25 protein-coding genes and 1 pseudogene are annotated in these 26,778 nt (G+C 62.4%); 18 read left to right on the forward strand and 8 right to left on the reverse strand.

Annotated features, from left to right (window positions below; genetic code table 11):
• Positions 1 to 3 precede the first annotated feature (3 nt).
• From ACP7DE_RS22115 to ACP7DE_RS22125, 3 genes are read left to right on the forward strand one after another with little or no spacing between them, the layout of a single operon-like run.
• Entirely contained in the window at positions 4 to 1,035 is a 1,032-nt protein-coding gene (locus tag ACP7DE_RS22115) for an ABC transporter ATP-binding protein (RefSeq protein WP_426074102.1), read from the forward strand.
• Between the two features lie 20 nt (positions 1,036 to 1,055).
• The gene (locus ACP7DE_RS22120) at positions 1,056 to 2,000 is read left to right on the forward strand and encodes a nucleoside hydrolase (RefSeq protein WP_426074103.1); all 945 of its coding nucleotides are present in this window, start codon (positions 1,056 to 1,058) and stop codon (positions 1,998 to 2,000) included.
• 28 nt (positions 2,001 to 2,028) lie between these two features.
• Positions 2,029 to 3,105 (forward strand): adenosine deaminase family protein, encoded by a 1,077-nt coding sequence (locus tag ACP7DE_RS22125; RefSeq protein WP_426074104.1) that lies wholly within the window; start codon positions 2,029 to 2,031, stop codon positions 3,103 to 3,105.
• Here the strand turns inward: ACP7DE_RS22125 and ACP7DE_RS22130 are convergent.
• Positions 3,102 to 4,484 (reverse strand): short-chain fatty acyl-CoA regulator family protein, encoded by a 1,383-nt coding sequence (locus tag ACP7DE_RS22130; RefSeq protein ID WP_426074105.1) that lies wholly within the window; start codon positions 4,482 to 4,484, stop codon positions 3,102 to 3,104. The genes ACP7DE_RS22125 and ACP7DE_RS22130 overlap by 4 nt on opposite strands.
• A 181-nt stretch (positions 4,485 to 4,665) precedes the next feature.
• Between ACP7DE_RS22130 and ACP7DE_RS22135 the strand changes: the two genes are divergently transcribed.
• The 5 genes and pseudogenes from ACP7DE_RS22135 to mmsB form a co-directional block, all read left to right on the forward strand.
• On the forward strand, positions 4,666 to 6,162 hold the full coding sequence (locus ACP7DE_RS22135) for a CoA-acylating methylmalonate-semialdehyde dehydrogenase (RefSeq protein WP_426074106.1): 1,497 nt from the start codon (positions 4,666 to 4,668) through the stop codon (positions 6,160 to 6,162).
• Between the two features lie 9 nt (positions 6,163 to 6,171).
• Positions 6,172 to 7,332 carry an acyl-CoA dehydrogenase family protein gene (locus ACP7DE_RS22140; RefSeq protein ID WP_426074107.1) on the forward strand — a complete coding sequence of 387 codons (1,161 nt, stop codon included), beginning with the start codon at positions 6,172 to 6,174 and terminating at the stop codon, positions 7,330 to 7,332.
• Complete coding sequence (locus tag ACP7DE_RS22145; protein ID WP_426074108.1) at positions 7,329 to 8,114, forward strand: enoyl-CoA hydratase; 786 nt, start codon at positions 7,329 to 7,331, stop codon at positions 8,112 to 8,114. Before ACP7DE_RS22140 ends, ACP7DE_RS22145 begins: the two co-directional genes overlap by 4 nt.
• On the forward strand, positions 8,107 to 9,261 hold the full coding sequence (locus ACP7DE_RS22150; RefSeq protein WP_426074109.1) for an enoyl-CoA hydratase/isomerase family protein: 1,155 nt from the start codon (positions 8,107 to 8,109) through the stop codon (positions 9,259 to 9,261). Before ACP7DE_RS22145 ends, ACP7DE_RS22150 begins: the two co-directional genes overlap by 8 nt.
• A gap of 110 nt (positions 9,262 to 9,371) precedes the next feature.
• A pseudogene (mmsB, locus tag ACP7DE_RS22155) lies at positions 9,372 to 10,286 on the forward strand (3-hydroxyisobutyrate dehydrogenase); the annotation flags it as partial.
• 186 nt (positions 10,287 to 10,472) lie between these two features.
• On the opposite strand, the gene ACP7DE_RS22160 reads toward mmsB, so the two are convergent.
• Together ACP7DE_RS22160 and ACP7DE_RS22165 are read right to left on the reverse strand one after the other, a co-directional pair.
• A complete protein-coding gene (locus ACP7DE_RS22160) occupies positions 10,473 to 11,054 on the reverse strand; it encodes a hypothetical protein (RefSeq protein WP_426074110.1) in 582 nt (193 codons plus the stop codon).
• Between the two features lie 36 nt (positions 11,055 to 11,090).
• On the reverse strand, positions 11,091 to 11,690 hold the full coding sequence (locus tag ACP7DE_RS22165) for a hypothetical protein (RefSeq protein WP_426074111.1): 600 nt from the start codon (positions 11,688 to 11,690) through the stop codon (positions 11,091 to 11,093).
• 244 nt (positions 11,691 to 11,934) lie between these two features.
• Here ACP7DE_RS22165 and ACP7DE_RS22170 point away from each other — a divergent pair, with 244 nt between their 5' ends.
• Entirely contained in the window at positions 11,935 to 12,654 is a 720-nt protein-coding gene (locus ACP7DE_RS22170) for an HAD family hydrolase (protein ID WP_426074112.1), read from the forward strand.
• 117 nt (positions 12,655 to 12,771) lie between these two features.
• Positions 12,772 to 13,788, forward strand: coding sequence for a heat-inducible transcriptional repressor HrcA (hrcA, locus tag ACP7DE_RS22175; RefSeq protein WP_035822689.1), 1,017 nt, complete (start codon positions 12,772 to 12,774; stop codon positions 13,786 to 13,788).
• A 49-nt stretch (positions 13,789 to 13,837) separates the two neighbouring features.
• On the opposite strand, the gene fur is transcribed toward hrcA, so the two are convergent.
• Positions 13,838 to 14,269: a ferric iron uptake transcriptional regulator gene (gene fur, locus ACP7DE_RS22180; protein WP_099761922.1), complete on the reverse strand. Its 432-nt coding sequence runs from the start codon at positions 14,267 to 14,269 to the stop codon at positions 13,838 to 13,840.
• A gap of 195 nt (positions 14,270 to 14,464) precedes the next feature.
• Here fur and ACP7DE_RS22185 point away from each other — a divergent pair, with 195 nt between their 5' ends.
• From ACP7DE_RS22185 to ACP7DE_RS22195, 3 genes are read left to right on the forward strand one after another with little or no spacing between them, the layout of a single operon-like run.
• A complete protein-coding gene (locus ACP7DE_RS22185) occupies positions 14,465 to 15,100 on the forward strand; it encodes an outer membrane protein assembly factor BamE (protein ID WP_426074192.1) in 636 nt (211 codons plus the stop codon).
• 18 nt (positions 15,101 to 15,118) lie between these two features.
• Complete coding sequence (dapB, locus tag ACP7DE_RS22190) at positions 15,119 to 15,928, forward strand: 4-hydroxy-tetrahydrodipicolinate reductase (protein WP_092711959.1); 810 nt, start codon at positions 15,119 to 15,121, stop codon at positions 15,926 to 15,928.
• Between the two features lie 8 nt (positions 15,929 to 15,936).
• Positions 15,937 to 16,263, forward strand: coding sequence for a barstar family protein (locus ACP7DE_RS22195; protein ID WP_426074113.1), 327 nt, complete (start codon positions 15,937 to 15,939; stop codon positions 16,261 to 16,263).
• A 53-nt stretch (positions 16,264 to 16,316) separates the two neighbouring features.
• Here the strand turns inward: ACP7DE_RS22195 and ACP7DE_RS22200 are convergent, their stop codons facing one another.
• On the reverse strand, positions 16,317 to 17,576 hold the full coding sequence (locus ACP7DE_RS22200) for a CaiB/BaiF CoA transferase family protein (protein WP_426074114.1): 1,260 nt from the start codon (positions 17,574 to 17,576) through the stop codon (positions 16,317 to 16,319).
• Complete coding sequence (locus ACP7DE_RS22205) at positions 17,576 to 18,754, reverse strand: acyl-CoA dehydrogenase (protein ID WP_426074115.1); 1,179 nt, start codon at positions 18,752 to 18,754, stop codon at positions 17,576 to 17,578. Before ACP7DE_RS22205 ends, ACP7DE_RS22200 begins: the two co-directional genes overlap by 1 nt.
• A 159-nt stretch (positions 18,755 to 18,913) precedes the next feature.
• Between ACP7DE_RS22205 and ACP7DE_RS22210 the strand changes: the two genes are divergently transcribed.
• Positions 18,914 to 19,819 (forward strand): LysR substrate-binding domain-containing protein, encoded by a 906-nt coding sequence (locus ACP7DE_RS22210; protein WP_426074116.1) that lies wholly within the window; start codon positions 18,914 to 18,916, stop codon positions 19,817 to 19,819.
• Here the strand turns inward: ACP7DE_RS22210 and ACP7DE_RS22215 are convergent.
• Together ACP7DE_RS22215 and ACP7DE_RS22220 are read right to left on the reverse strand one after the other, a co-directional pair.
• Positions 19,816 to 20,181: a VOC family protein gene (locus ACP7DE_RS22215; protein ID WP_426074117.1), complete on the reverse strand. Its 366-nt coding sequence runs from the start codon at positions 20,179 to 20,181 to the stop codon at positions 19,816 to 19,818. The genes ACP7DE_RS22210 and ACP7DE_RS22215 overlap by 4 nt on opposite strands.
• A gap of 79 nt (positions 20,182 to 20,260) precedes the next feature.
• Entirely contained in the window at positions 20,261 to 21,049 is a 789-nt protein-coding gene (locus ACP7DE_RS22220; protein ID WP_426074118.1) for a DUF6597 domain-containing transcriptional factor, read from the reverse strand.
• Between the two features lie 132 nt (positions 21,050 to 21,181).
• Here ACP7DE_RS22220 and leuS point away from each other — a divergent pair, with 132 nt between their 5' ends.
• From leuS to ACP7DE_RS22240, 4 genes are read left to right on the forward strand one after another with little or no spacing between them, the layout of a single operon-like run.
• The gene (leuS, locus tag ACP7DE_RS22225) at positions 21,182 to 23,821 is read left to right on the forward strand and encodes a leucine--tRNA ligase (protein ID WP_426074119.1); all 2,640 of its coding nucleotides are present in this window, start codon (positions 21,182 to 21,184) and stop codon (positions 23,819 to 23,821) included.
• 2 nt (positions 23,822 to 23,823) lie between these two features.
• Positions 23,824 to 24,414 (forward strand): LPS assembly lipoprotein LptE, encoded by a 591-nt coding sequence (gene lptE / locus ACP7DE_RS22230; protein WP_426074120.1) that lies wholly within the window; start codon positions 23,824 to 23,826, stop codon positions 24,412 to 24,414.
• Positions 24,415 to 24,424: 10 nt separating this feature from the next.
• On the forward strand, positions 24,425 to 25,441 hold the full coding sequence (holA, locus tag ACP7DE_RS22235) for a DNA polymerase III subunit delta (protein ID WP_426074121.1): 1,017 nt from the start codon (positions 24,425 to 24,427) through the stop codon (positions 25,439 to 25,441).
• 22 nt (positions 25,442 to 25,463) lie between these two features.
• Entirely contained in the window at positions 25,464 to 26,735 is a 1,272-nt protein-coding gene (locus ACP7DE_RS22240) for a glutamate-5-semialdehyde dehydrogenase (protein ID WP_426074122.1), read from the forward strand.
• Positions 26,736 to 26,778: the final 43 nt, after the last annotated feature.

Genomic DNA, 26,778 nt, shown 5'->3' on the forward strand with positions numbered 1-26,778 from the left:
ACGATGAGTTATCTGGAACTGCACAAGCTGAACCTCGGCTACGCCAAGAACACGACGTCCGTGAAAGACCTGGATTTGCACGTCGAGCAGGGCGAACTGATTTCCCTGCTGGGCCCCAGCGGCTGCGGCAAGACCACCACCATGCGCGCCATCGCCGGCCTGATGCCGCTGCAATCGGGCCGCATCGTGCTCGACGGCCGCGAAATCGGCAAGCTGGCGCCCAATAAACGCAATATCGGCATGGTCTTCCAGTCGTACGCGCTGTTCCCGCACCTGAACGTGTACGACAACATCGCTTTCGGCTTGCGTCTGCGCAAGGTTGCGCCAGCCCTGTTGAAAACCAAGGTGGAAGCGGTGATCGCCGCCGTGGGACTGACGGGTTTCGAGACGCGTTTGCCGGCGCAGATGTCCGGTGGCCAGCAGCAACGCGTGGCGCTGGCGCGCGCCATCGTCGTCGAACCGGCCCTGCTGCTGCTGGATGAACCGCTGTCGAACCTGGACGCCAAGCTGCGCGTGCAGATGCGCGCCGAGTTGCGCCGCATCCAGCGCGAACTGGGCATCACCATGCTGTACGTGACGCATGACCAGGAAGAAGCGCTGGCTTTGTCCGACCGTATCGTCGTCATGAACAGCGGCCGCATCGAGCAATTGGCCGCGCCGGAAGCCGTCTTCAATACGCCGTCGACGCGATTTGTCGCCAACTTCATGGGCTTTGAAAACCTGTTCGACTACCGCGATGGCGCGCTGCACCATGCGGGCGCCAGCTTGCCGTACACGTCTCCCGTCGCTGCCGGCACCACGCTGCTGGGCTGGCGTCCGGACAAGGTGCGCGTCTGCGCGCCGGACGACGCAGCTGGCCAGTACCCGGGCAGCGTGCTGGCGCGGGGCTTCCTGGGCGACACCGTCGAATACCTGCTGCAAACGCCGCTGGGCCAGGTCAAGGGTATCTGCGCGGCCGGTGGCGCCGCCTGGCGCGAAGGCACGGCCGTGTCCTTCGTGCTGCCATCCGACAGCGCCCTGTGTTTGGCTGCTTGATGTTTTAACGTGAGAGCATCATGGACAAAACCTTGAAAAAAATCTGGCTCGATACCGATCCCGGTTTCGACGACTGGCTGACGATGCTGCTCTTGGGCAGCAATCCCGACATCGCGTGGCTGGGCGTGAGCGTGGTGGCGGGCAATGCGCCTGTCGATATCACCTACGACAACGCCCTGCGCATCAAGGCCCATGATGGCTTGACGGTGCCCATTTATCGCGGTTGCGAAGAACCGCTGGGCGGCGTCATCGAGACGGCGCAGCGCATCCTCGGCGACAGCGGCATGCCGACGACAGGCGAAATCTTGCCGCCCGGTGCCGCCAGCGACGCCGCAGGCCATGCCGTCGACGCGCTGATCGCCGCCGTGCGCGCCCACCCCGGCCAGATTACCATCATGGCCATCGCGCCGATGACGAATTTGGCCACGGCGCTGGCCAAGGCGCCCGATATCGCTGAAAAAATCGTCGAAATCATCCTGATGGGCGGCTCGACCGACCAAGGCAACCACACGGCGGCCGCCGAATTCAATATCTATGCGGACCCGGAAGCGGCCGCCCAGGTCTTCAAGTCCGGCATCCCGCTACGCATGTTCGGCTTGAACCTGTGCCGCCAACTGCTGGTGACGAATGCCGAAGTGCAGCAGCTGCGCGCCATCGGCACGCCGCGCGCGCAGCGCGTGGCCGGCTACCTGGAAGCGTATGTGCGTATCCGCAGCAGCGACGGTTCCGTGCCCATGCCCATGTACGACCCGGTAGTGGCCCTGTACCTGGAAGCACCGCAGCTGTTCCAGTTCCAGAGCGCCCACGTGGCCATCGAATTGACGGGTGAACTGACGCGTGGCATGACGGTGTGCGAATTTCGCGTGCCGCGCCGCGCCGCCATCAACACGCAGGTGGCGATGCTGGCCGACGGTCCGGCCGCCATCGAGCGCTTGATGCGCCGCCTGGCCGCCATTCTCGTCTGACCTTTTTTCCACTAACGAAGCGAGCTTCATGAGTAACCCTGCCGACACCCTGCCTGCCCTGAGCATAGAACAGTTTTTACGCGCCATGCCGAAGGTGGAGCTGCATTGCCACCTGTTTGGCACGGTGCGGCAAGCCACTTTCCGTGCGCTGGCCGCCAAGACGGGCAATGTCGTCACCCCCGAAGAAATCGATGCGTTCTATACGCGCGGTGACAAGCCCGTTGGCGTACTGCGCGTGCTGCGCGCGCTTGACGCGCACCTGATCGTCTCGCCGACGGACCTGTATTGCCTCGCCTATGAATACCTGGAAGACGTGCATGGCCACGGCGTGCGCTACGCGGAGTTCTTCTGGAACCCCACCGGCACCGTGCGCGTGTCGGGCATCCGCTATGACTCGGCGCAAGACGCCATCGTGGCCGCCATCCGCGACGCGCAGCGCGATTTTGGCGTGATCGGCCGTTTGATCCCCAGCATCGACCGTGAAGCCGCTCCCGCGGAAGCCGTGCAGATGGTGGAATGGATGAAGAAGCACCGCGCGCCGGAAGTCATCGGCATCGGCATCGACTACCGCGAAAACGACCGTCCGCCCGAACTGTTCATCGAAGCCTACCGCGCCGCGCGCGAGGCGGGCTTCAAGTGCACGGCGCACGCGGGCGAGTTCGGCATGCCGTGGATGAACGTGGCGACGGCCATCGAGCAATTGCAGGTGGACCGGGTCGACCATGGCTACACGATTGTCGACAATCCCGCGCTGGCGCAGCGCTGCGTCGAGCGTGGCCTGGTATTTACCGTGGTGCCGACCAATTCGTATTATCTGCGCACCCTGGCGCCCGAGCGCTGGGCCCTCGATCACCCGATCCGCGCCATGGCCAAGCTGGGCTTGAAACTGCATCCGAACACGGACGACCCGACCCTGCACCACGTGACGCCGACGGGCGCCTGGATGATGATGCGCGAATTCGGTTTCGGCCTCGATGACATGCGCGGCTTCATGTTGAATGGCCTCGATGCGGCCTGGATAGCCGAGTCCACGCGGCGCGACTGGCGCGCGCAATTCACGCGTGAATTCGACGCGCTGCGTGCGCGCGTCAACGAAGAGTCTTAAGCCGACACGGGGGCCGGCGCCAGCAGCGACGGAAACGCCCGCTGCGGACACGCCTGCCGCTCGCACACCTTGCAGCCCGTGCCGATGGGCGTGGCGCTGCTCGGGTCGTGCAAATCGAGTCCCTTCGAATAAATCAATCGGTGCGCCTGCGAGATGTCGCAGCCCAGCGCCACGGCAAAGGTCTTGCCCGGCGCCCGGAAGCCGGGCGAGGCCGTGCTGACCTGGCGCGCGATCCACAGATAGGTGCAGCCGTCGGGCATGCTGGCCACTTGCGTCAGCACTTGCCCCGGATGGCTGAAGGCGTCGTACACGATCCACAGGGGGCAGGTGCCGCCCACCCTTGAAAAGTGAAAGTCCGTGGCCGACTGGCGCTTCGAGACATTGCCGGCGCGGTCGACGCGCACGAAGAAGAAGGGCAATCCCGCCGCCTCGGGGCGCTGCATGGTGCTCAAACGGTGGCACACGGCTTCGAAACCCACGCCGAACTGGTGCGCCAGGCGCTCGATATCGTAGGCGCGCGTTTCCGCCGCCTGCAAGAAGCGTTGGTACGGCATCAAGAGGGCGCCCGCGAAATAATTGGAAAACGCCAGGCGCGCGCTGGTTTGCGCGGCCGCGCCGGAGAATCCCGCCGCCAGCACCAGGGCGTCGATCAGCTCGCTGTGCTCGAGCAGACTGATTTGCGCCGCCATCTGGAAGGCGCGCTGGCCGCCCGTCAGGGTGTCGGGCAGCCACAGGATATGTTGTTGTGCATCGAACCGGTGCTTGCGCACCATGCCCGCATCGCCATCGGACAGTTGAACCTGGATGCCGTGGCACTCCAGCAAGCGGCTTTGCAGCGCGTCGAGCGTGCGCAGGGCGGGATCGAATTCACCGGCCACGAGCTCTGCCGCCCGGTCCAGTTCATCGATGTAGTTTTGCCGCCGGTTCAGGTATTCGCGCACTTCCTCGTCCGTAGACGGGGCGGCCGAGCTGGCGCCACGGCTGCCATCATCGAGGCGCGCCGCCAGGGTATCGGCCCGTTCCGCCATCACCCGGTAACGCCGCTGCAGCAGCAGAATCGAGCGCGCCAGTTCCGGCATGTTTTCCACCAGCATTTTGAGTTCGGCCATCGAGGTGGGTGGCGCGTCGGGCAATTCGCCGAACACGTCGCGCACGTCGGCTACCAGGCTGGCGCTGTCGTGTTCGGAGAAGATTTGCGGATCGACCCCAAGTACTGTGCCGATGCGCAACAGAATCGGCACCGTCAGCGGGCGCTGGTTGCGTTCCATCTGGTTCAGATAGCTGGGCGATATGCCCAGGGACTTGGCCAGCGCCACCTGCGTCATGCGCCGTTCTTCGCGCAGGCGCTGCAGGCGCACGCCCATGAAAACCTTCGCCATTGCGTTTCCTCTTCCCCGGTTTGTGGAATCTGCAAATTTACAACATTTGCAGATTAACAGATTCAGCTTTGCATTATCTCGCATTTTCACGCCTTGTTTGCGGCCCGTATTGTGCGAATAATGCAAACAGACCACTACCCCAATGAGGAGACACCGAGTGACCACGCAAAACGCTGCTGCTATGAATGTTCCGACTGTTCCACTGCTGATCAACGGCGAGTGGGTTGAGTCCCAAACCACCGTCTGGCGCGATGTCGTCAATCCGGCCACGCAGGAAGTATTGGCGCGTGTGCCGTTCGCCACGCCCGATGAAGTCAATGCGGCCATCGCCTCGGCCCAGCGCGCCTTCAAAACCTGGCGCAAGACGCCGATCGGTGCGCGTGCCCGCATCTTTTTGAAGTTGCAACAACTGATCCGCGAAAACATGGCCGACCTGGCCGCCACCCTGACGATGGAACAGGGCAAGACCCTGCTCGACGCGGAAGGCGACGTCTTCCGTGGCCTGGAAGTGGTCGAGCATGCCGCCAATATCGGCACCCTGCAGATGGGCGAATACGCGCAGAACGTGGCCGGTGGCGTCGATACCTACAGCGTGATGCAGCCGCTGGGCGTGTGCGCCGGCATTACCCCGTTCAACTTCCCCGCCATGATCCCCCTGTGGATGTTCCCGATGGCCATTGCCTGCGGCAATACCTTCGTGCTGAAACCATCGGAGCAAGACCCGCTGGTGACGGAAAAACTCGTGCGCCTGGCCTTGCAGGCAGGCATCCCGGCTGGCGTGTTGAACGTGATCCATGGCGGCGAAGACGTGGTCAATGCTCTGTGCGACCACCCGGACATCAAGGCGATTTCGTTCGTGGGCTCAAGCAAGGTGGGCACGCATGTGTACCAGCGCGCCAGCCTGAACGGCAAGCGCGCGCAATGCATGATGGGCGCCAAGAATCACGCCGTCGTCTTGCCGGACGCCAATAAGGAACAGACCCTGAACCAGTTGCTGGGCGCGGGCTTCGGCGCGGCCGGCCAGCGCTGCATGGCCGCGTCCGTCGCCGTGCTGGTGGGCGCAGCCCGCGAGTGGCTGCCGGAACTGTCCGCCAAGGCGCAAACCTTGACGGTCGGCGCGGGCAAGGACAATCCGGACCTGGGCCCCGTCATCTCTTGCGCGGCGAAAGAGCGCGTGTTCAGCCTGGTCGCCAAGGGCATCGAGCAGGGCGCCGTGCTGACCCTCGACGGCCGCGACGTGAAGGTCGATGGCTATCCGAACGGCAACTTCGTCGGGCCGACAATCTTGTCCGGCGTGAAACCCGGCATGGTCGTGTATGACCAGGAAATCTTTGGCCCCGTCTTGATCGTCGTCGAAGTCGATACCCTGGATGACGCCATCGCCCTGGTGAACGCGAATCCGAACGGCAACGGCACGGCCCTGTTCACGCAAAGCGGCGCGGCCGCACGCTATTTCCAGGAAGAAATCGACGTGGGCCAGGTCGGCATCAACGTGCCCATTCCCGTGCCCGTCCCGCTGTTCAGCTTTACGGGTTCGCGCGGCTCGAAACTGGGCGACCTGGGTCCGTTCGGCAAGCAAGTCGTGCTGTTCTACACGCAGACGCAAACCATCACCCAGCGCTGGTTCACGGATGCGGCCTCGGTGGGCAAGGTCAACACCACCATCAGCCTCAAATAAGGAGCTGGCATGGACTTTGAGTTGAGCGACGAGCAGCGCGAGTTCCAGCAGGCGGCGCGCGCGTTTGCCGAAGGCGAACTGGCGCCGCACGCGGCGCATTGGGATGCGGAATCGATCTTCCCCGTGGACACCATCGCCAAGGCGGGCGAGATGGGCTTTTGCGGCCTGTACACGCCGCAGCGCTGGGGCGGCCTGGGCTTGTCGCGCCAGGATGCGGCCATCGTGTTCGAGGAGCTGGCCGGTGGCTGCACCTCGACCACGGCTTACATTACCATCCACAACATGGCCACCTGGATGTTGTCGCGCTGGGGTCAAGAAGCCCTGTGCGACGAATGGGTACCGGCCCTGGCAGCGGGCCAGAAGCTGGCCAGCTATTGCCTGACGGAACCGCAGTCCGGTTCCGACGCGGCGTCCTTGCGCTCCAAGGCTGTCAGGGATGGCGATTTTTATGTGCTGGACGGTACGAAAGCGTTTATCTCGGGCGCGGGCCAGACGAACATGCTGATCGTCATGGCGCGCACCGGCGGCGAGGGTGCTGCGGGGATTTCCGCGTTTGCCGTGCCGGCGAATCTGCCCGGCATCGTGTATGGCAAGAAAGAGGAAAAGATGGGCTGGAATAGCCAGCCCACGCGCATCATCAGTTTCGACCAGGTGAAAGTGCCTGTTGGTAACTTGCTGGGGGCGGAAGGCGAAGGCTTTGCGATTGCCATGAAGGGCATCGATGGCGGGCGCATCAACATTGCCGTGTGCTCGGTGGGCACGGCGCAAGCGGCCCTCACGCGGGCGCAGGCGTACATGAAGGAGCGCACGCAGTTCGGCCGCGAGCTGGCGCAATTCCAGGCGCTGCAGTTCAAGCTGGCCGACATGCTGACGGAACTGGTGGCGGCGCGCCAGATGGTGCGCCTGGCGGCCTGGAAACTGGACCAGGAAAGCCCGGACGCCACGGCGTATTGCGCCATGGCCAAACGTTTCGCCACGGATGTGGGCTTCAATGTCGCCAACGATGCGCTGCAGCTGCACGGCGGCTACGGCTACATCCGCGAGTATCCGCTCGAGCGCCATGTGCGCGACACGCGGGTGCACCAGATCCTGGAAGGGACGAATGAAATCATGCGCCTGATCGTCGCGCGAGCGATTTTGAAAGATGGCGCCACGGAGACCTTACGATGAGCAAAGTGTATACCAACCTGCTGCTGGAACGCCGTGGCCATACGGCCTTGGTGACCCTCGACAACCCACCCGCCCACACGTGGACTCTGGCCAGCCTGAACGCGCTGACGCAGCTGGTGGCCGACCTGAATGCCGACCCGGACGTGTATGCGCTGGTGATCACGGGCGGCGGCGCCAAGTTCTTCTCGGCCGGCGCCGACCTGAAAGTGTTTGCCGACGGCAACAAGGACACGGCGTTTGCCATGGCCGCCGCGTTTGGCGAGGCCTTCGAGGCGCTGTCGGCGTTTCGCGGCGTCAGCATCGCCGCCATCAATGGCTATGCCATGGGCGGCGGACTCGAATGCGCGCTCGCTTGCGACATCCGCATTGCCGAGGAGCATGCGCAGATGGCCTTGCCGGAAGCATCGGTCGGCTTGCTGCCGTGCGCGGGTGGCACGCAGCACTTGCCGTGGCTGGTAGGCGAAGGCTGGGCCAAGCGCATGATACTGTGTGGCGAGCGCGTCGATGCGGCCAAGGCCCTGGCCATCGGCCTGGTCGAGGAAGTCGTGCCAACCGGCAAGGCTGCCGCCACGGCGCTGGCGCTGGCCGCCAAGGTGGCGCGCCAGAGCCCCAGCAGCGTGACGGCGTGCAAGACCCTGATCCAGGGCGCGCGCAGCCATCCGCTGGTCAATTCCTTGCCCGATGAACGCACCCTGTTCCTGGGCCTGTTCGATACGCAAGACCAGAAAGAGGGCGTGCAAGCGTTCCTGGAAAAACGTCCGGCGGAGTGGTGCAATGGCTGAAACCTTGGGTGAAATCGTGGCTGAAACCTTGCTTGAAACCGTAAAAATCGAGGAGCGCAACTGTCCCGGCGGCATGAAGCTGGGCGTCATTACCTTGGACGCGCCGAAATCCCTGCATGCCCTGACCCTGGAGATGATACGCGCCATCGATGGCGCTCTGGTGCGCTGGGCCAGTGACGACGCCATCGCCTGCGTGGTGCTGCAATCGTCGACCGACAAGGCGTTTTGCGCAGGCGGCGATGTACGCAGCTTGCGTTCGGCCGTGTTTGACCAGCCTGGCGTCGTACCGAACCCGCAGGCGCTCGCTTTCTTTGCCGAGGAATACCGGCTAGACCACCGCATCCATACGTATGTGAAACCGCTGCTGGTGTGGGGCGGCGGCATCGTCATGGGAGGCGGCCTGGGCCTGATGGCCGGCGCCAGCCACCGCGTGGTGACGGAAAGCACGCGCATCGCCATGCCGGAAATCACGATTGGCCTGTTCCCCGACGTGGGCGGCAGCTGGTTCCTGGGCCGCATGCCGGGGCGCAGCGGCCTGTTCCTGGGCCTGACGGGCGCTCCCTTGAACGCAGCCGATGCGCTGTTTACTGGCCTGGGTGACTATTTCCTGCGCCAGGAAGAGCGCGCCATGGTGCTCGACGCGCTGGCGCTGGCGCAATGGCAAGCCAGCCCGCCGGCGAATCACCAGCAACTGAACCGCTTGCTGCGCGGTTTCTCGGCCCCGGTGTCCATGCTGCCCGTCTCCGAAGTGCGCGCCAACTTCGATGCCATCGCCGCCTTGACGCAAGCGCCTACCTTGCCCGAAGTGGTGGCCGCCATTGCCGCGTATGACGGCGAGTCGGCCTGGCTGCAAAAGGCGGCCCACTCGCTGGACAAGGGTGCGCCCAGCTCGGCGGCCCTGGTGTGGGCCATGCGCGAACGCACTCGCCATCTGAGCCTGGCGCAAGTGTTCCAGCTGGAATTGATTGTGGCCGTGCAATGCTGTGCCCATGCCGATTTCAGGGAAGGCGTGCGCGCCTTGCTGATCGACAAGGACAACGCGCCGCAATGGCAGCCGGCCAGCCTGGCCGACGTCAGCGCCACGTATCTTGATGAGTATTTTGTCGCGCCGTGGAGTAAGCATCCGCTGGCCGACCTACCCATTTAAACATTTAAGTAGTGCATAAAAATGCTCAGGGCTAGGCGCCTTGCCGAAGGCAGTACGACCAGTACGACTAGGCAAGGCAACAACGCCATGGGTTTTTTAGGCGCTACAGGAGACATTATATGCAACATATCGCTTTCATCGGCCTGGGTAACATGGGCGCGCCGATGGCCCGCAACCTGGTGGCCGCCGGCTTCCATGTCTCCGTGTTCGACCTGGCGCCGGCGGCAGTGGCCTCGCTGGTCGAAGCGGGCGCCACGGCGGCCGCATCGGCCAGCGCAGCCGTGCAGACGGCCGACGCCGTCATCACCATGTTGCCAGCCAACAAGCACGTGCAGGACCTGTACCTGGCGGCTGGTGGCGTGCTCGATTCGGCCAAGCCTGGCGCCTTGTTCATCGATTGCAGCACCATTGCGGCCGATGTGGCGCGCCAGGTGGCGCAAGCGGCCAGCGAGCGGGGTTTTGCCATGCTCGATGCGCCCGTTTCGGGCGGCACGGCGGGCGCGGCGGCCGGCACCCTGACGTTCATCGTCGGCGGTAGCGTAGCGGCCTTGCAGCAGGCGCGGCCCCTGCTGGAAAAGATGGGCAAGAACATCTTCCATGCGGGCGAGGCGGGCGCGGGCCAGGTGGCGAAAATTTGCAACAATATGCTGTTGGGCATCTTGATGGCCGGTACGGCCGAGGCGCTGAACCTGGGCGTGGCGCATGGACTGGACCCGAAAGTGTTGTCCGACATCATGGCCAAGAGTTCGGGCCGCAACTGGACCCTGGAAGTGTACAACCCGTGGCCCGGCGTCATGGAGGGCACGCCCGCGTCACGCAACTACACTGGCGGCTTCGGCACGGCGCTGATGCTGAAAGACCTGGGCCTGGCGCAGCAGTCGGCCTTGTCGGCAAACGCGCCCACGCCACTGGGCGGCCTGGTGCGCCAGCTGTACCAGATGCATGCGCAAGCCGGTTATGCGCAGCAGGATTTCTCCAGCATCGTGCACATGTTGCAGCCGGGCTTGCAAATGCCTGCGGCCTGAGGAATTTTGGGCAAAAAAAAGCCCGCTGGTAAAAGCGGGCTAAATCCAATTCTTGGAAGAGTTGGAGGAGACAGATGCATTATGCTGCGTCGCCACATATAACTCCAATTTATCTTTTGAATATCAACTATAGATATTTGTGATATCTCTTCCCGGTAGCCGCGCAGCGGCTACCGTTCCCGCAACTCAGACCGGTTTACAGGCGATCTTTACCGTCGTCACATTCCCTTCGCCCATGGTGCCTTTTTCGGTACCTGTCGCCAGGTCGCACTGCAGACCCTTCGGCTGAACGGAGACGCTGATGGCATAGGTGCTGCCATAGTCGACAGAGCCGGCCATGGTAAAGGTTGTGGCGTCCTTGGCCACCGTTGTTATTGCACTACCGTTAATCAGCACCAGGCCGTCCACCGTCAGGCCGGAAACCGTGCCGCCGACGGTATATCTGTTTTGCGAGCAAGTAACGGCGGCGCTGATGTTGATGTAATGACCTGCCGAACCGGAGCCACCACTGATGCCGCAAGTCATGTGGGCAGGCTGGGTTTGTACGGTGATGTTGTAGTCGGTGCCATAGTCGATGCGTTTGATAAATGTAAACGCGGTCTTTCCGGATGGAACCGGGAGGGTGTCGCCGCCGTTGGCCAGGACCAGGCCGTCGGTGTTCAAGTTGCTGATGGTGCCACTGACATCATACGAGGCCTTGCCGCCGCAAGCGGCCAGTCCCAGGGTCAGCAGCAGCGCGGCGAGTGGGCGCAAGCAGGATAACTTCATGTATTTCTCCAAAAAATAGGTGACGGATCGCAAGGATTACTGCGGCGTGCAGTCAAGTGTGGCCGCGGTCGTAGCGGCAGAGCCCATCGTGCCAACCGTATCGCTGGCGTCGGCACTCTTTGAACCCTGGAAGCGGCATGCCAGGCCCGTTGGCTGAGTCAGTATGGAAATGCCGTATGCGGCGCCGTCAGCAACGCTTTTGAATTCGTAGGAGGTGGTGCCAGCCAGTGGGCTGGTGCCGTTGGGGCCCATCACGAGGCGCAAGCCACCAGCGGTCAGGCCCGTGATCGTGCCGCTCAGCGGGTAGCTGTTGGTTGTGCAGATCACCTGGGCCGTGCTCACGGAATAGCTTGTTGCCTTGCCGCTGCCATTGGTAATGCTGCAAACGGCGCCCTTTGGCTGTTGCGCAATGGTGATATCGTAGCGGTCATCTGTCTTGACCAGCTTGGTGAAAACAACGGTGCCCTGGCCCGCAGTAACCGGCAAGCGTTCCCCGTCATTCAAGAGAATCAGGCCATCCTTGGCCAGGCCGCCGACGTTGACTTGCAGATACAGGTTGCCGCCGCTGCCGCCGCAGCCTGCCAGTGTGACGGCGCAAGCCGCCGCCAGCATCGAGCGCAGGTACAAATTTTTCATACATTCTCCAAAACGAATTAGGTTGGGTAGCGCAACGCGGACGCTGGCGCCGCATTGGAATGGCGCCTATTTTAGTCTATCTGGCAAGCTGGATGATCTTGCCTTGTATCACCCTGTAACAATTTTTCGCCGGGAAGCGCTGGCCCGGCCCCATTTCACGCGGGCGCAGCCATGCCGGCGGCGGCGATCGGTGAGACAATAGACGCAGGCTGCGCACCGTGGCGCGGCATCTACTGTGAATCCCATGTCTCTTGCTCCTGTAAAAGCTGCCGTACCGCCCAAGGCCATCCTGTTCGATCTCGACGATACCTTGTGGCCCATCGCGCCCGTGATTGCCGCCGCCGAAACCCTGCTGCACGATTGGCTGGCCACGCATGCGCCCAAGGTGGCGCAGCAGTTTTCCATCGAGGTGCTGCGCCAGCACCGTCTGGCCATGCTCAAGGAACAACCGCATTTCCATGGCAACCTGATCGAGTTGCGCCGCGCCGGTCTGCTGGCCGCCTTCGAGGCCGCCGGCGAGGATGCCGCCCTGGTCGATGGGGCCATCCTGCACTTCCTGGCCGCGCGCAACCGCGTCCAGCCGTATGACGACGTCTTGCCTGGCCTGGCCTGGATGGGGCAGCGCATGTTGGTCGGCTCGATCTCGAATGGCAATGCGGACCTTGACATTATCGGCCTGGCGCAGCATTTCAAGGTATCGATTGCTGCCAGTGATTTTGGCGTGGCCAAGCCCGATGCCAGCATCTTCCTGGCCGCTTGCGCCGCGCTGGAGGTGGCCCCGCATGAAGCCGTGTATGTGGGGGACGACCTGCATTTCGACGTGACGGGAGCGCAAGGAGCGGGCATGCGTGCCGTCTGGATGAACCGCAAGGGCAGCGACGCCCACCTGGCCGCCGGTGTGCAGCCCGACGCTATCTGCGCCAACTTTGACGAGTTGCTGCTGTGGCTGCAGCAGCAAGATTGATCGCCGCCGGACGGGCGAACGTGCATAATAGGTACTGTTGATGCACGGTCGGTCGCTTTCATTGCCGCTTGATTAACAATATGCTTGTTTAAAGAATATTTGCTTACCTAAGACACCATGCAACTCGATACACGTGCCCAAACACTGCTGAAAGCCCTGGTCGAGCGATATATCGCCGACGGCCTGCCGGTCGGTTCGCGCGCCTTGTCGAAAATTTCCGGTCTGGATCTGTCGCCGGCCACGATCCGCAATATCATGGCCGACCTGGAGGAGCTCGGCTATGTGTCCAGTCCGCATACCTCGGCCGGTCGCATACCAACGCCGCGCGGCTACCGCATCTTTGTCGACACCTTGCTGACCGTCCGGCATCTGGATGAGCACATGGTGGAGTCGCGCATGCGCCTGCAGACGCCGCAGCCGCAAAAAACCATCGCCAACGCGGCGCAGATGCTGTCGTCGCTGTCGCAGTTTGCCGGCGTCGTGCTGAGTCCGCGCCGTGAATCCGTGTTCCAGCAAATTGAATTCTTGCGCCTGTCCGAAAAGCGCATCTTGCTCGTCATCGTCGCCCCGGGCGGCGACGTGCAGAACCGCCTGCTGCTGACGGAGGCCGACTATACGCCGGCGCAACTGGTGCAATCGGCCAATTACATCAACCAGAATTATGGCGGCCTGTCCTTCGATGCCGTGCGCGTGCGCTTGCAGGGTGAATTGCGCCAGCTGCGCGACGATATGGGCAGCCTGATGCAGGCGGCCGTGGAAGCGGGCAGCGAAGCGATGGCCGACCATAGCGATGACATGGTGATTTCCGGCGAGCGCAACTTGCTCAGCGTGAGCGATCTGTCATCAAATATGCATTCGCTGCGCCAGATGTTCGACATGTTCGAGCAAAAAACGGGCTTGATGCAGCTGCTCGACGTGTCGAGCAAGGCGACGGGCGTGCAGATCTTCATCGGCGGCGAATCGAACCTGGTGCCGATGGATGAAATGAGTGTGGTGACGGCGCCGTATGAAGTCAACGGCAAGATCGTGGGAACGTTGGGGGTGATCGGACCGACGCGCATGGCTTACGAGCGTGTCATCCCGATTGTCGATATCACGGCCAAGTTGCTGTCAAGCGCACTTAGCCATCATTGAGCGCACTGACTGACGCGCCGGCTGCTCCCGTGAGAACGGCCGGCACGGATCAGGCGGTTTTGTGCGGGCAAGCCGTCTTGATGCAGTTGCCATAGATGGCCAAGGCGTGTTCGGCTATCTTGAAGCCGCGCTCTTCGGCCACTTTTTGCTGGCGGATTTCGATTTCTTCGTCGAAGAATTCTTCGACCCGGCCACAGTCTAGGCATACCAGGTGATCGTGGTGGGAGCCTTCGTTGAGCTCGAAAATCGCCTTGCCGGTTTCAAAATGATTGCGGTTGAGCAAACCTGCCTGTTCAAATTGCGTCAGGACACGGTAGACAGTTGCCAAGCCAACATCCATATTGTCGGCCAGCAGAATTTTATAGACGTCTTCTGCTGTCAGGTGGCGTACCGGGCTACTCTGGAAGATATCGAGTATCTTCAGGCGTGGCAGGGTCGCTTTCAGGCCGCTTGCCTTGAGATCACTAGGATTGTTACTCATGTTTGTTGCTCGTATGTGGGTCAGGTGCTTTATCATATAGCGTTTTGTCGGGGAGTGCCAAAATATGCATTTTTTGGCAGGCCGGTCACTCCTGGCGTTTTGTTCATCCAATTGAGGTCATTTATGCGCGTAACACCGGCTGTATTGCCATCTCTCTGGCACCGTATTTCATTTCGAGCACCAGTCGTGGCAGGCATGGTCTGTGTCGCGCTAGCCATGTCCGGCTGCGCCAGCCGCGGCATCCTTGGCGAAAAGCCGGCAGCCAGCCAAAAAGAAGGTAAGGAAGTGGTCCCCGAACAGGGCGCACAAACGAACACCATTACGCCGCTGCAAAAATTCATGTGGTTTTTCTCGCCGTATCGTCCTGACATTCAACAAGGCAACTTTGTCTCCGAAGAGATGCTGGCCCAGTTGAAAGTGGGCATGACGCGTGACCAGGTGCGTTTCGTCCTCGGCACCTCCCTGCTGACCGACATTTTCCATGCCGACCGCTGGGATTATCCATTCCGCCTGGCCCGGGGCAGTGGCGAAACCACCAGCAGCCGTGTGGTCGTGTACTTCGGCAAGGATGGCAAAGTTGAACGTTTCGAAGGCGGCAACCTGCCGACGGAGAAAGAATACATCGACCGTATCGCCGGTCCATCGCCGTTCGCCAAGGTCGCCAAGGCCGACGTGCCTGCCGCCGTCGTGCCATCGCCCGTGGCGCCGAGCGCCGTGCCGGTGCCAGCCGATGCCGCCCCCGCCATTCCTGTGAGCAAGCCTGACGTTGCACCGGCACCTGCAACGGCGCCTGCCGCCGAGCCTGCACCCGCTGCCGAGTCCACCAAATAAGTGCTGTAAGAGAATAAAATGACTGAACTGAAAATCGCCATCGCTGGCGCCAGTGGCCGCATGGGCCATATCCTGATCGAAGCGGTCAGCAATGCCCCTGACGCTGTGCTGGCCGGCGCGCTCGATCGCGCTGGCTCGCCGTCCGTCGGCCAGGATGCCGCTGCCTTTCTTGGTAAACCTGCCGGCGTGCTGATCGAATCCGACCTAGCCACCGGCTTGGCCGGCGCCGATTACCTGATCGACTTCACGCGTCCGGAAGGCACTTTGCAGCATCTGGCGTATTGCGCCGAGCACGGCATCAAGATGATCATCGGCACCACCGGTTTCGATGATGCCGGCAAGGCCGCCATTGCCGCCGCTGCCGAAAAGACGGCCATCATGTTCGCACCGAACATGAGCGTGGGCGTGAATGTGACCATGAAGTTGCTGGAACTGGCCGCGAAAAGTCTGTCCGAAGGCTACGACATTGAAATTATCGAAGCGCATCACCGCCACAAGGTCGACGCGCCATCGGGCACCGCCCTGCAGATGGGGGAAGTGGTGGCCGGGGCCCTGGGCCGCGACTTGAAGGAATGCGCCGTGTACGGCCGCGAAGGCGTGACGGGCGAACGCGATCCGTCAACCATCGGCTTTGCCACCATCCGCGGCGGCGATATCGTGGGCGACCATACGGTGCTGTTTGCCGGCATCGGCGAGCGCATCGAGATCAGCCACAAGTCGAGCAGCCGCGTCACCTATGCTCACGGCGCGCTGCGCGCTGCGCGTTTCCTGGCCGACAAGCCGACCGGCCTGTTCGACATGCAGGACGTGTTGTCGCTGAAGAACTGAGGAAGACCATGGCCACTGCCATCCTGAATGGAAAAGACATCACCGACGAAGCGAGCTTTCACGCGCAATGCGTGCAAGCCTTCGGTTTCCCTGAATTTTACGGCAACAGCATGGATGCCTGGGTCGATTGCCTCAGCTATCTACGCGATGAAGACGGTATGAGCAAGTTCCGTTTGAAACCGAACGAAGTGCTGGAGGTCATCGTGCAAGACGCGGAGGCAATGAAGGCGCAGGCGCCGGACTTGTTGGAAGAAATCACGTTTTGCATCGCCGGCATCAATGAACGCTACGAAGACTATGGCGAAAAGCCGGCGCTGAAGCTGGTGCTGAAATAATGCTGAATCAATAAAAAACGCCGGACAGTTTTGCAACTGTCCGGCGTTTTTCTTTAGACGACCTTGCGTTCGCGCAAGCCGTCGATCTGGCCGCTATCGAGCCCCAGCCACTGCTGCAGTACTTCCTGCGTATGCTGCCCCAGCAACGGTGGCGGCAAGCGGTATTGCACCGGCGAGCCGGACAGGCGCACGGGATTGGCCACCAGCGCCACCGTGCCCGCCGTCGGATGCGGCATCTCGACTTTCAAGCCACGCGCGACCACTTGCGGGTCGGCAAAGACCTGGTCGATGCGATTGACGGGGCCGCACGGCACGGCCTGCGCCTCGAAGGCGCCGATCCACTCGGCCGTCGTGCGCATGACGGTGGCCTGGCGCAGCAGCGGAATCAGGATGGCCCGGTGCGCCACGCGCTGCGGATTGGTGGCGAAGCGTTCGTCCTGCGCCCATTCCGGGTGGCCGGCGATGGCGCAAAAGCGCGAAAACTGCCCGTCGTTGCCGATCGCCAAAATCATGTCGCCATCGGCCGTGGGAAAGTCTTGATATGGAACAATGTTCGGATGCGCATTGCCCATGCGCTGGGGCACTTTTCCTCCGCACAGGTAGTTGGCTGCCTGGTTGCCCAGCGCTGCCACTTGCACGTCGAGCAAGGCCAGGTCGATATGCTGACCCAGGCCCGAGCGCTCGCGTTCGGCCAGCGCCGCCTGCACTGCGATGGTGGCGTACAGGCCCGTCATGATGTCCGTTTGCGCCACGCCCACTTTTTGCGGCCCGGCACCCGGCTGGCCATCGGGCACGCCCGTAATGCTCATCAAACCGCCCATGCCCTGGATCAAAAAGTCATAGCCGGCGCGCGCCGCGTACGGCCCGTCCTGGCCAAAGCCCGTGATCGAGCAGTAGACGAGGCGCGGGTTGAGTGCCAGCAAGCTGGCCGCGTCTAAACCATATTGCTTCAAGCCGCCCAGCTTGAAATTTTCCAGCAGCACGTCCGCCTCTTGCGCCAACTGGCGCACCAGGGCTTGCCCTTCAGGGGCGGCCAGGTCGATGCACAGGGAGCGCTTGTTGCGGTTGGCGCACTGGAAGTAGGCGGCCTCGGCGGTATCGCGGCCGTCTTCATCTTTCAGATACGGCGGGCCCCAGGAGCGCGTATCGTCGCCGCGGCCCGGCTGTTCAACCTTGACCACGTCGGCACCGAGGTCGGCCAGCATTTGCCCGGCCCACGGGCCGGCCAGCACGCGCGACAGGTCCAGCACGCGCAAGCCGACTAATGGCGCGGGCCGCAAGGTGGAGGCGAAGGTGGAAGCCAAGGCGTCCATTAGTTGAAGGCGGCGATGCCGGTGATGGCGCGGCCGATGATCAGTGCGTGCACATCGTGCGTGCCTTCATAGGTGTTGACCACTTCCAGGTTGACCAAGTGGCGGATGACGCCGAACTCGTCGGAAATGCCGTTGCCACCCATCATGTCGCGCGCCACGCGGGCGATGTCGAGCGCCTTGCCGCAGCTGTTGCGTTTCATGATCGAGGTGATTTCCACGGCAGGCGAGCCTTCATCCTTCATGCGGCCCAGACGCAAGCAGCCTTGCAAGCCCATGGTGATTTCCGTCAGCATGTCGGCCAGTTTCTTTTGCACCAACTGGTTCGCGGCCAGGGGACGGCCGAATTGCTGGCGGTCCATGGTGTACTGGCGTGCCTTCAGATAGCAGTCTTCGGCCGCGCCCAGCGCGCCCCAGGCGATGCCGTAGCGGGCGCTGTTCAGGCAAGTGAACGGGCCTTTCAGGCCGCGCACGTCGGGGAAGGCGTTTTCTTCCGGGCAAAATACTTCATCCATGACGATTTCACCGGTGATGCTGGTGCGCAAGCCGACCTTGCCGTGGATCTCGGGTGCCGACAGGCCTTTCCAGCCTTTTTCCAGCACGAAGCCGCGGATCGCGCCTTCATCGTCCTTGGCCCAGACAACGAACACATCGGCGATGGGGCTGTTGGTGATCCACATCTTGGCGCCGGACAGGCTGTAGCCGCCCGGGACCTTGCGCGCGCGCGTGACCATGCTGCCCGGATCGGAGCCGTGGTTTGGTTCCGTCAGGCCGAAGCAGCCGATGAATTCGCCCGTCGCCAGTTTCGGCAGGTATTTCTGTTTGGTTTCCTCGTTGCCGAAGGCATGGATCGGCACCATCACCAGCGACGATTGCACGCTCATCATCGAGCGGTAGCCCGAATCGACGCGCTCGACTTCGCGCGCGGCCAAGCCGTAGCAGACGTAGTTCAGGCCGGCGCCGCCGTATTCTTCGGGTATCGTCGTGCCCAGCAAGCCCAGCTCGCCCATTTCGCGGAAGATGGCGGCGTCCGTGCGGCCATGGCGGAACGATTCGAGCACGCGCGGCACCAGGCTGCCTTGGCAATAGTCGCGGGCCGCTTCCAGCACGGCGCGTTCGTCGCCCGTCAGTTGTTCTTCCAGCAGCAGGGGGGAATTCCAGTCGAATACGGTTTTGCTCATCACAGGCCTCGCAGGTGAGCGCCGGTGATCGGCGCAAGATTGAATATGGCTCATGGTAGGTTTTTGCCTAGCCTTGCGCAAACGATTTTTTCGCACCCAGACATGCGCATTACGCATATCTTGCGGCATACTAGGGGCTTTCACCGGCCGGCTACCCCCATGTCACGCAAAATTCCCATGCTGCAAGCTTTGAATTGTTTCGAGGCGGCCGCGCGCCACCAGAGCTACACACATGCAGCGCGTGAATTGTCGTTGACGCAAAGCGCCGTGTCGCGGCAGATATCTTCCTTGGAAACCTTTCTTGGCGTGCAACTATTCCAGCGCACGCGCCATGGCGTGTTGCTGACCAGCGCCGGCGCCGCGTATGCGCGGCAGATCGCGGCGCGCCTCGATGGGCTGGAGCGCGACACGCTCGACACCATGGCACGCCAGGGCGGTGGCGGCGCCCTGCAGCTCGCGTCCGTGCCCACCTTTGCCACGCGCTGGCTGATGCCGCGGCTGGCCAGTTTTGCCAGAGAACAGCCGGACATCGTCGTGCATATCGATGCGTATACAAAGCCTTTCATGTTTGCCGATACGGAATATGACGGCGCCCTGTATGCGGGCACGCCCGAGCAGCTGGCACGCTGGCCCGGCACGCGCGCCACCTTGCTGATGCATGAAGAAATCGTGCCCGTCGCCAGCCCGCGCCTGCTGGCGGCGCGCAGCCAGTGGCAGCCGCAGGATTTGCTGGAACTGACCTTGTTGCAACAAAGTACGCGCCCGGGCGCCTGGCGCCAGTGGTTTGACGCCATGCAGGTCGAGGGGGAGGGGCGCGATGGAGCGCACTACGGCGCCCGCTACGAACTGTTTTCCATGCTGGCCATGGCGGCCGTGCAAGGGCAAGGCGCGGTCTTGCTGCCGCGCATGCTGGTCGAAGCGGAACTGGCGCGTGGCGAACTGCGCATCGTATGTGAACGCCCACTGCGCGGGCAGCGTGCGTATTACCTGATTACGCCCGAAACGGCGCATGAAAAGACGGCCTTGCAGCAATTCCGACTGTGGCTGCAAGGCGAAGCCGCTTAAACGACTTTGCTGGTATCGAAATGGGGATTGTCGATGAAGCCGATCTGGTTGCCGAACGGGTCGAGCAATTCCACCGTGCGGATGCCGTCGCCCACGTCCGTGATCGGGTGGTGCAGGCTGCCGCCCAACGCGATGACGCGCTCGACTTCCTGTTCGATGCCGTCCACGCCCCAGTACGTCACGCTGCCCTGCGTGCCCGGTTCACCGCCCGGCATCAGCCCAAGTTCGAAGCCGCCGATGGCAAAGCCCACATAAAACGGCTGATCGAAATAGGGTGCCGTGTTGAATACCTGGCTGTACCAGGCCTTGGCCTTGTCCAGGTCGGGGACGGGATAGGTGACGGTGCGCAAGCCCTTGATCATGTTCTGCTCCTGATGAATGAAGAATGACCCCATCATGCCACCGGCGCGCGGCGCGTGATTGTAAAAATGGAAGATTACATTAGCTGTGGCGTTCCGCCAGCCAGGCATCGGGCGAGCTGCGGGCGAAATCCTGGAAGTCGTGGATCAGGTGAGACTGGTCGAAATAGCCAAATTGCAAGGCGACTTGCGCCCAGTCCGGCTGTCCAGCCAGGCTTGTCAGCCCCTGGCTGGTAGCGCGAAAACGGCAGATGCGGGCAAACAATTTCGGGCTGATGCCGACTTGCTGGCGAAATTGCAGCGCCAGGTGCTGGCGCGAGACACCCAGCTGCCGCGCCAGGCCATCCACGCGCACCTGGCCGGATGCTCGCTCGATGGCCGCGATGGCGTATTCGGCCGCGCCGGCCTGGCGCCGTGGCGGCGCGGTGCGCAGGCGCAGCAGCAGATAATCCTGCAAGATGGCGATGCGTTGCAGGCTGGACAAGGGCTCGCTCCACAGGGCCTCACCCAGGCGTGCCGCCAGTTCGCGGCCCCACAATTGTTGCAATCCCGTGCGGCCATCGCTGAGTTCGCACAAGGGCAGCTGGAAGAAACGGGCCGCCTTGCCCGGCTTGAAGCGGGCCGCCACCGTCTGCACCAGCCCCTGGCTGACGACGGTAACCGGCGCCGTCATCATGCCGACGGCAAAGCTGGCATCTTGCTGGTCCTGGCACAGGATGTCGATGCAATTGTCGGGCAAGACCTGGTGCGACAGGGGCGTGGCGCCCGTTTGCACGCGGCACGTCCAGACGCAGTCCAGCCAGGGCTGCAGGGCGGGAATGGGCATATATTCCTGGTAGACGATCATGGCTGGCTTTGATGCAAAGGACAAGATTGCACATATATTACACAGCATAATTGTGCGCCGGCCAAAATATGCCAGCCCGGGCCGCCAGCGCGCCGCGCTATCGGCTGGCGACAACCAGTATAATGCTCGGTTCATATCCACTATTGGCCGCACATCATGCAAGATAAATATAGTCCCGCCGACGTCGAACAAGCCGCCCAATCGCACTGGAAGGCGATCGACGCCTACAAAGCCGTCGAACACGACCCGCGTTTCCCAAAAGGCAAGTATTTTGCCTGCTCGATGTTGCCTTACCCTTCGGGCAAGCTGCACATGGGTCACGTGCGCAACTATACGATCAATGACGTGATGTACCGCTACCTGCGCATGAACGGCTACAACGTGCTCATGCCGATGGGCTGGGATGCGTTCGGCATGCCGGCAGAAAACGCGGCGATGGCCAATAACGTGCCACCCGCGCAGTGGACGTATTCGAACATCGCCCACATGAAGCAGCAGATGGAATCGATGGGCCTGGCCATCGACTGGTCGCGTGAAATGACCGCCTGCAAGCCCGAATATTACAAGTGGAACCAGTGGATGTTCCTGAAGATGCTGGAAAAAGGCATCATCTACAAGAAGACCGGCACCGTGAACTGGGACCCGATCGACCAGACCGTGCTGGCCAACGAACAGGTCGTCGACGGCCGCGGCTGGCGTTCCGGCGCGCTGATCGAAAAGCGCGAAATCCCCATGTATTACGCGCGCATCACCGATTACGCGGAAGAATTGCTGGCCTATGTGGACGACAAGCTGCCGGGCTGGCCCGAGCGCGTGCGCACCATGCAGACCAACTGGATCGGCAAGTCGACGGGCGTGCGCTTCGCCTTCCCGCATGCAATCAAGGACGCGAATGGCGCCCTGATCGGCGACGGCAAGCTGTACGTGTTTACCACGCGTGCGGACACCGTCATGGGCGTGACCTTCTGCGCCGTGGCCGCCGAGCACCCGCTGGCCCTCCACGCCGCGCAAACCAATACTGCGCTGGCCGCCTTCAATGCCGAGTGCAAGCTGGGCTCCGTGATCGAAGCGGACATGGCAACGATGGAGAAGAAGGGCATGCCGACCGGCCTGTTCGTCACGCATCCATTGACGGGCGCGCAAGTGGAAGTATGGGTCGGCAACTATGTGCTGATCACCTACGGCGATGGCGCCGTGATGGGCGTGCCGGCGCACGACGAGCGCGATTTCGGCTTTGCCAAGAAATACAATCTGCCGATCAAGCAAGTGATCGACGTCAAGGGCCAGGAATTTTCGACCGATGCCTGGCAGGAGTCGTACGGCAGCAAGGACGGCGTCTGTGTCGCTTCCGGCAAATACGACGGCCTGCATTTCGCTTCCGCCGTCGATGCGGTGGCCGCCGATCTGGCCGAGCTGGGCTTGGGCGAGAAGAAAACCACCTTCCGCTTGCGCGACTGGGGCATTTCGCGCCAGCGTTACTGGGGCACGCCGATCCCGATGATCCATTGCGCCGACTGCGGCGTGGTGCCGGTGCCGGAAAAAGACTTGCCGGTGGTGCTGCCGGAAGACTGCGTGCCGGACGGCACGGGCAACCCGCTGAACAAATATGAAGCCTTCCTGCAGTGCGACTGCCCGCAGTGCGGCAAGCCAGCGCGCCGCGAGACGGACACCATGGATACCTTCGTGGATTCGTCGTGGTACTACATGCGCTATACCTCGCCAGGCTCGAACGACGCCATGGTCGATGCGCGCAATGATTACTGGATGCCGATGGACCAGTACATCGGCGGCATCGAACACGCCGTCATGCACTTGCTTTACGCGCGCTTCTGGACCAAGATCATGCGCGATTTCGGCTTGGTCAAGTTCGACGAGCCATTCGTCAACCTGCTGACGCAAGGCATGGTGCTGAACGAAACCTACTTCCGCAAGGATGCGGTGGGCAAGACCACCTGGTTCAACCCGGACGACGTGCGCCTGTCGCTGGATGACAAAGGCCGTCCGCAAAGCGCCGTCCTGGTGGCCGACGGCCAGCCGGTGGAAATTGGCGGCACGGAAAAAATGTCGAAGTCGAAGAACAACGGCATCGACCCGCAAGCGCAGATCGAGCAGTATGGCGCCGACACGGCCCGTCTGTTCACCATGTTCGCCTCGCCGCCGGAACAGACGCTGGAATGGTCGGGCAGCGGCGTCGAAGGCGCAAACCGCTTCCTGCGCCGCGTGTGGAACTTCGGCTACGCCCAGTCGGCCACGATTCAAGCCGCGCTGGCTGGCGGCGCCGCACCGGCCACCGGCGATGCGCAGAAAAACCTGCGCCGCGAATTGCACAAGCTGCTGCAGCAAGCCGACTACGACTTGAAACGCATCCAGTACAACACCGTGGTGTCGGCCTGCATGAAGATGCTCAACACCCTGGAATCGGCCAAGCTGGACGATAGCGCGCAATCGAAGGCGCTGATCGCCGAAGGTTTTTCGATCTTCCTGCGCCTGCTCAATCCTGTCGCGCCGCACATCACCCATGTGCTGTGGCAGGAACTGGGCTACGCTGGCGCGCAGGGCGACTTGCTCAACGCGCCGTGGCCGCAAGTCGACCCGCAAGCATTGGAACAGTCCGAGATCGAGATGATGATCCAGGTGAACGGCAAGCTGCGCGGCTCGATCACGGTGGCCAAAGATGCGGACAAGGCCAGCATCGAAGCTGCCGCGCTGGCGTGCGAGAGTGTGCAAAAGTACGTCGAGACCACGCCGAAGAAGATCATCGTCGTGCCAGGCAAGTTAATCAGCATCGTGGTGTAATCATGACGACTTCCTCTCAAGTATCGCTGTTTGGCCGCCGTGCCGTGCTGGCTTTGGGTCTGACTGTCCTGCTGTCAGCCTGCGGCTTTCATTTGCGCGGTTCGAACGGCAGTTTCATGCTGCCGTTCGCGACGATGTACATCGGCTTGCCCGACACATCGCCGCTGGCGATCGGCTTGAAACGCTATATCCGCGCCATTGGCAGCACGGAGGTGGTCAATACCAAGGAGGGCGCCGACGCTGTCCTTGAGGTGCTGAACGACCCGGAGAGGAATCGTAGCAAGACCATTTTGTCGCTGAACAAAAATGGCCGCGTGCAAGAGTACCAGCTCGGCTATTCGATCAATTTCCGCGTGCTGGACAAGGCTGGCAACCAGTTGCTGGCACCGACGACCATCAGCCTGGTGCGCCCGATCACCTTCGATGAATCGCAGGTGCTGGCCAAGGAAACCGAGGAAGCGGCGCTGTACCGCGACATGCGCAATGACCTGGTGCAGCAGATCATGCGCCGCCTGGCGGCCATCAAGCCGGTGCTGCCGGCCATGTCGGTGGCGCCCGTGACGCCGGTCGCGCCGGCAGCCCCGCAGCAGTAACGGGGACGCCATGCAATTGCGGATAGACGCGCTCGATGGGCATGTGGCCAAGCCGCTGGCGCAGCTGTATGTGATCACCAGCGACGAACATTTGCTGGCGCTGGAAGCGGCCGACAAGATCCGCCGCGCGGCGCGCGCGCAGGGTTACTCCGAGCGCGATGTGCTGACGGTGGAACGCAGCTTCAAATGGGGCGAACTGCTGGCGGCGAACCAGGAGCTATCGCTGTTCGGCGATAAAAAACTGATCGAGCTGCGCATCCCCACCGGCAAGCCGGGCAAGGATGGCGGTGCGGCGCTGCAAAGCTATGCCAAGAACCTCAGCCCCGACAACCTGACCCTGATCACCTTGCCCAAGCTGGACTGGGCCACGCAAAAGGCGGCCTGGGTCGCCAGCTTGCAGCAGGCGGCCGTGTATATCGAGATTCCGAATGTGGAACGGGCGCAGTTGCCGGCCTGGATATCCCAGCGCCTGGCCGCGCAGGGGCAGAGTGCCGAACGGGCCAGCATCGACTTCATCGCCGAACGGGTGGAGGGCAATTTGCTGGCGGCACACCAGGAAATCCAGAAACTGGGCTTGCTGCATGCGGTGGGCAAGCTGACGTATGAGCAAGTGCAGGACGCGGTGCTGAATGTGGCCCGCTACGATGTCTTCAAGCTGTCCGAGGCCATGCTGGCCGGCGATCCGGCGCGCCTGGTGCGCATGCTCGAAGGCTTGAAAGGTGAGGGCGAGGCGCTGCCGCTGGTCTTGTGGGCCGTCTCCGAAGAGATCCGCACGCTGTTAAAATTGAAGGCCGGCATGGCGCAAGGTCGCCCATTGGGCGCGCTGCTGAAGGAATACCGTATCTGGGGACCGCGCGAGCGGATGATGGAACCGGCCCTGCGGCGCATTTCGCTGCCCGTGCTGGAAGCGGCGCTGCAGCAGGCGGCGCAGGTGGACAAGATGATCAAGGGCTTGCGTGCCAAGGGCTACGCGGGCGATGCCTGGGATGCCATGCTGCAACTGGGCCTGAAGATCGCCCGAGGCTAGTTTTTACACTATGGATACGAGCATGGACATTACAGAATATATGCAGGACGTGGGCACGCGCGCGCGCGCCGCTTCGCGCGCCATGGCGCGTGCCGACAGCGCCACGCGCAACCGCGCCTTGACCCTGATCGCCGCCGCCATCGTGCGCGATGCCGATCTGCTGCGCGCGGCCAACCAGCGCGACCTCGATGCGGCTGCTGCCGCCGGCCTGGCGCCGGCCATGCTGGACCGTCTGACCCTGTCCGACGGCGCCATCGCCACCATGGTCGAAGGCTTGACGCAGATCGTCGCGCTGGCCGACCCGATCGGCGAAATCTCGAACATGAAATTCCGCCCGACGGGCATCCAGGTGGGACAGATGCGCGTGCCGCTGGGCGTCATCGGCATTATCTATGAAGCGCGTCCGAACGTGACAGTGGACGCGGCAGGCCTGTGCATCAAGAGCGGCAACGCGACGATTTTGCGCGGCGGCTCGGAAGCCATCCATTGCAACCGCGCGCTGGCCAAACTGGTGGCGGAGGGCTTGCTGGGAGCAGGCCTGCCGGCCGATGCCGTGCAAGTCATCGATACCACCGACCGCGCCGCCGTCGGTGCCCTCATCACCATGCCGCAATACGTGGACGTCATCGTGCCGCGCGGCGGCAAGGGCTTGATCGCGCGCCTGATGGAAGAAGCTACCGTGCCGATGATCAAGCACCTCGATGGCATCTGCCACGTGTATATCGACGCCAAGGCGGATTTGAAAAAAGCGATCGATATCGGCTTCAACGCGAAGTGCCACCGCTACGGCACCTGCAACACCATGGAAACGCTGCTGGTGTCGCGCGCCATCGCCGCTACCGTGCTGCCGCAGCTGGCTGAACTGTACCTGACCAAGCAGGTGGAGCTGCGCGCCGATCCGGAAAGCCATGCGATCCTGGCCGCCGCTGCTTATCCGCACCTGGTGCCCGCCACCGAAGAAGACTGGCGCACCGAGTATCTGGCAGCGATCCTGTCGGTGAAGGTGGTCGACGGCATCGACGAAGCGATGGACCACATCAACCAGTATTCATCGAAGCACACGGAAGCTATCATTACGGAAGACTACAGCGATGCGCTGCGCTTCCTGCGCGAAGTTGATTCCGCTTCGGTGATGGTGAACGCATCGACGCGTTTTGCCGATGGTTTTGAATATGGCCTGGGCGCCGAGATCGGCATCTCGAACGACAAGCTGCACGCGCGTGGCCCGGTGGGACTGGAAGGCCTGACATCGCTCAAGTACGTGGTCTTTGGCCACGGTGAAGTACGCAAGTAGTCTTTCTTCGCGGGTGGCTCACGAGGCTGCCCGTGCGCTCATT

Source organism: Janthinobacterium sp. DSP2-3-3, from assembly GCF_049897325.1.
Taxonomy (GTDB): domain Bacteria; phylum Pseudomonadota; class Gammaproteobacteria; order Burkholderiales; family Burkholderiaceae_D; genus Janthinobacterium.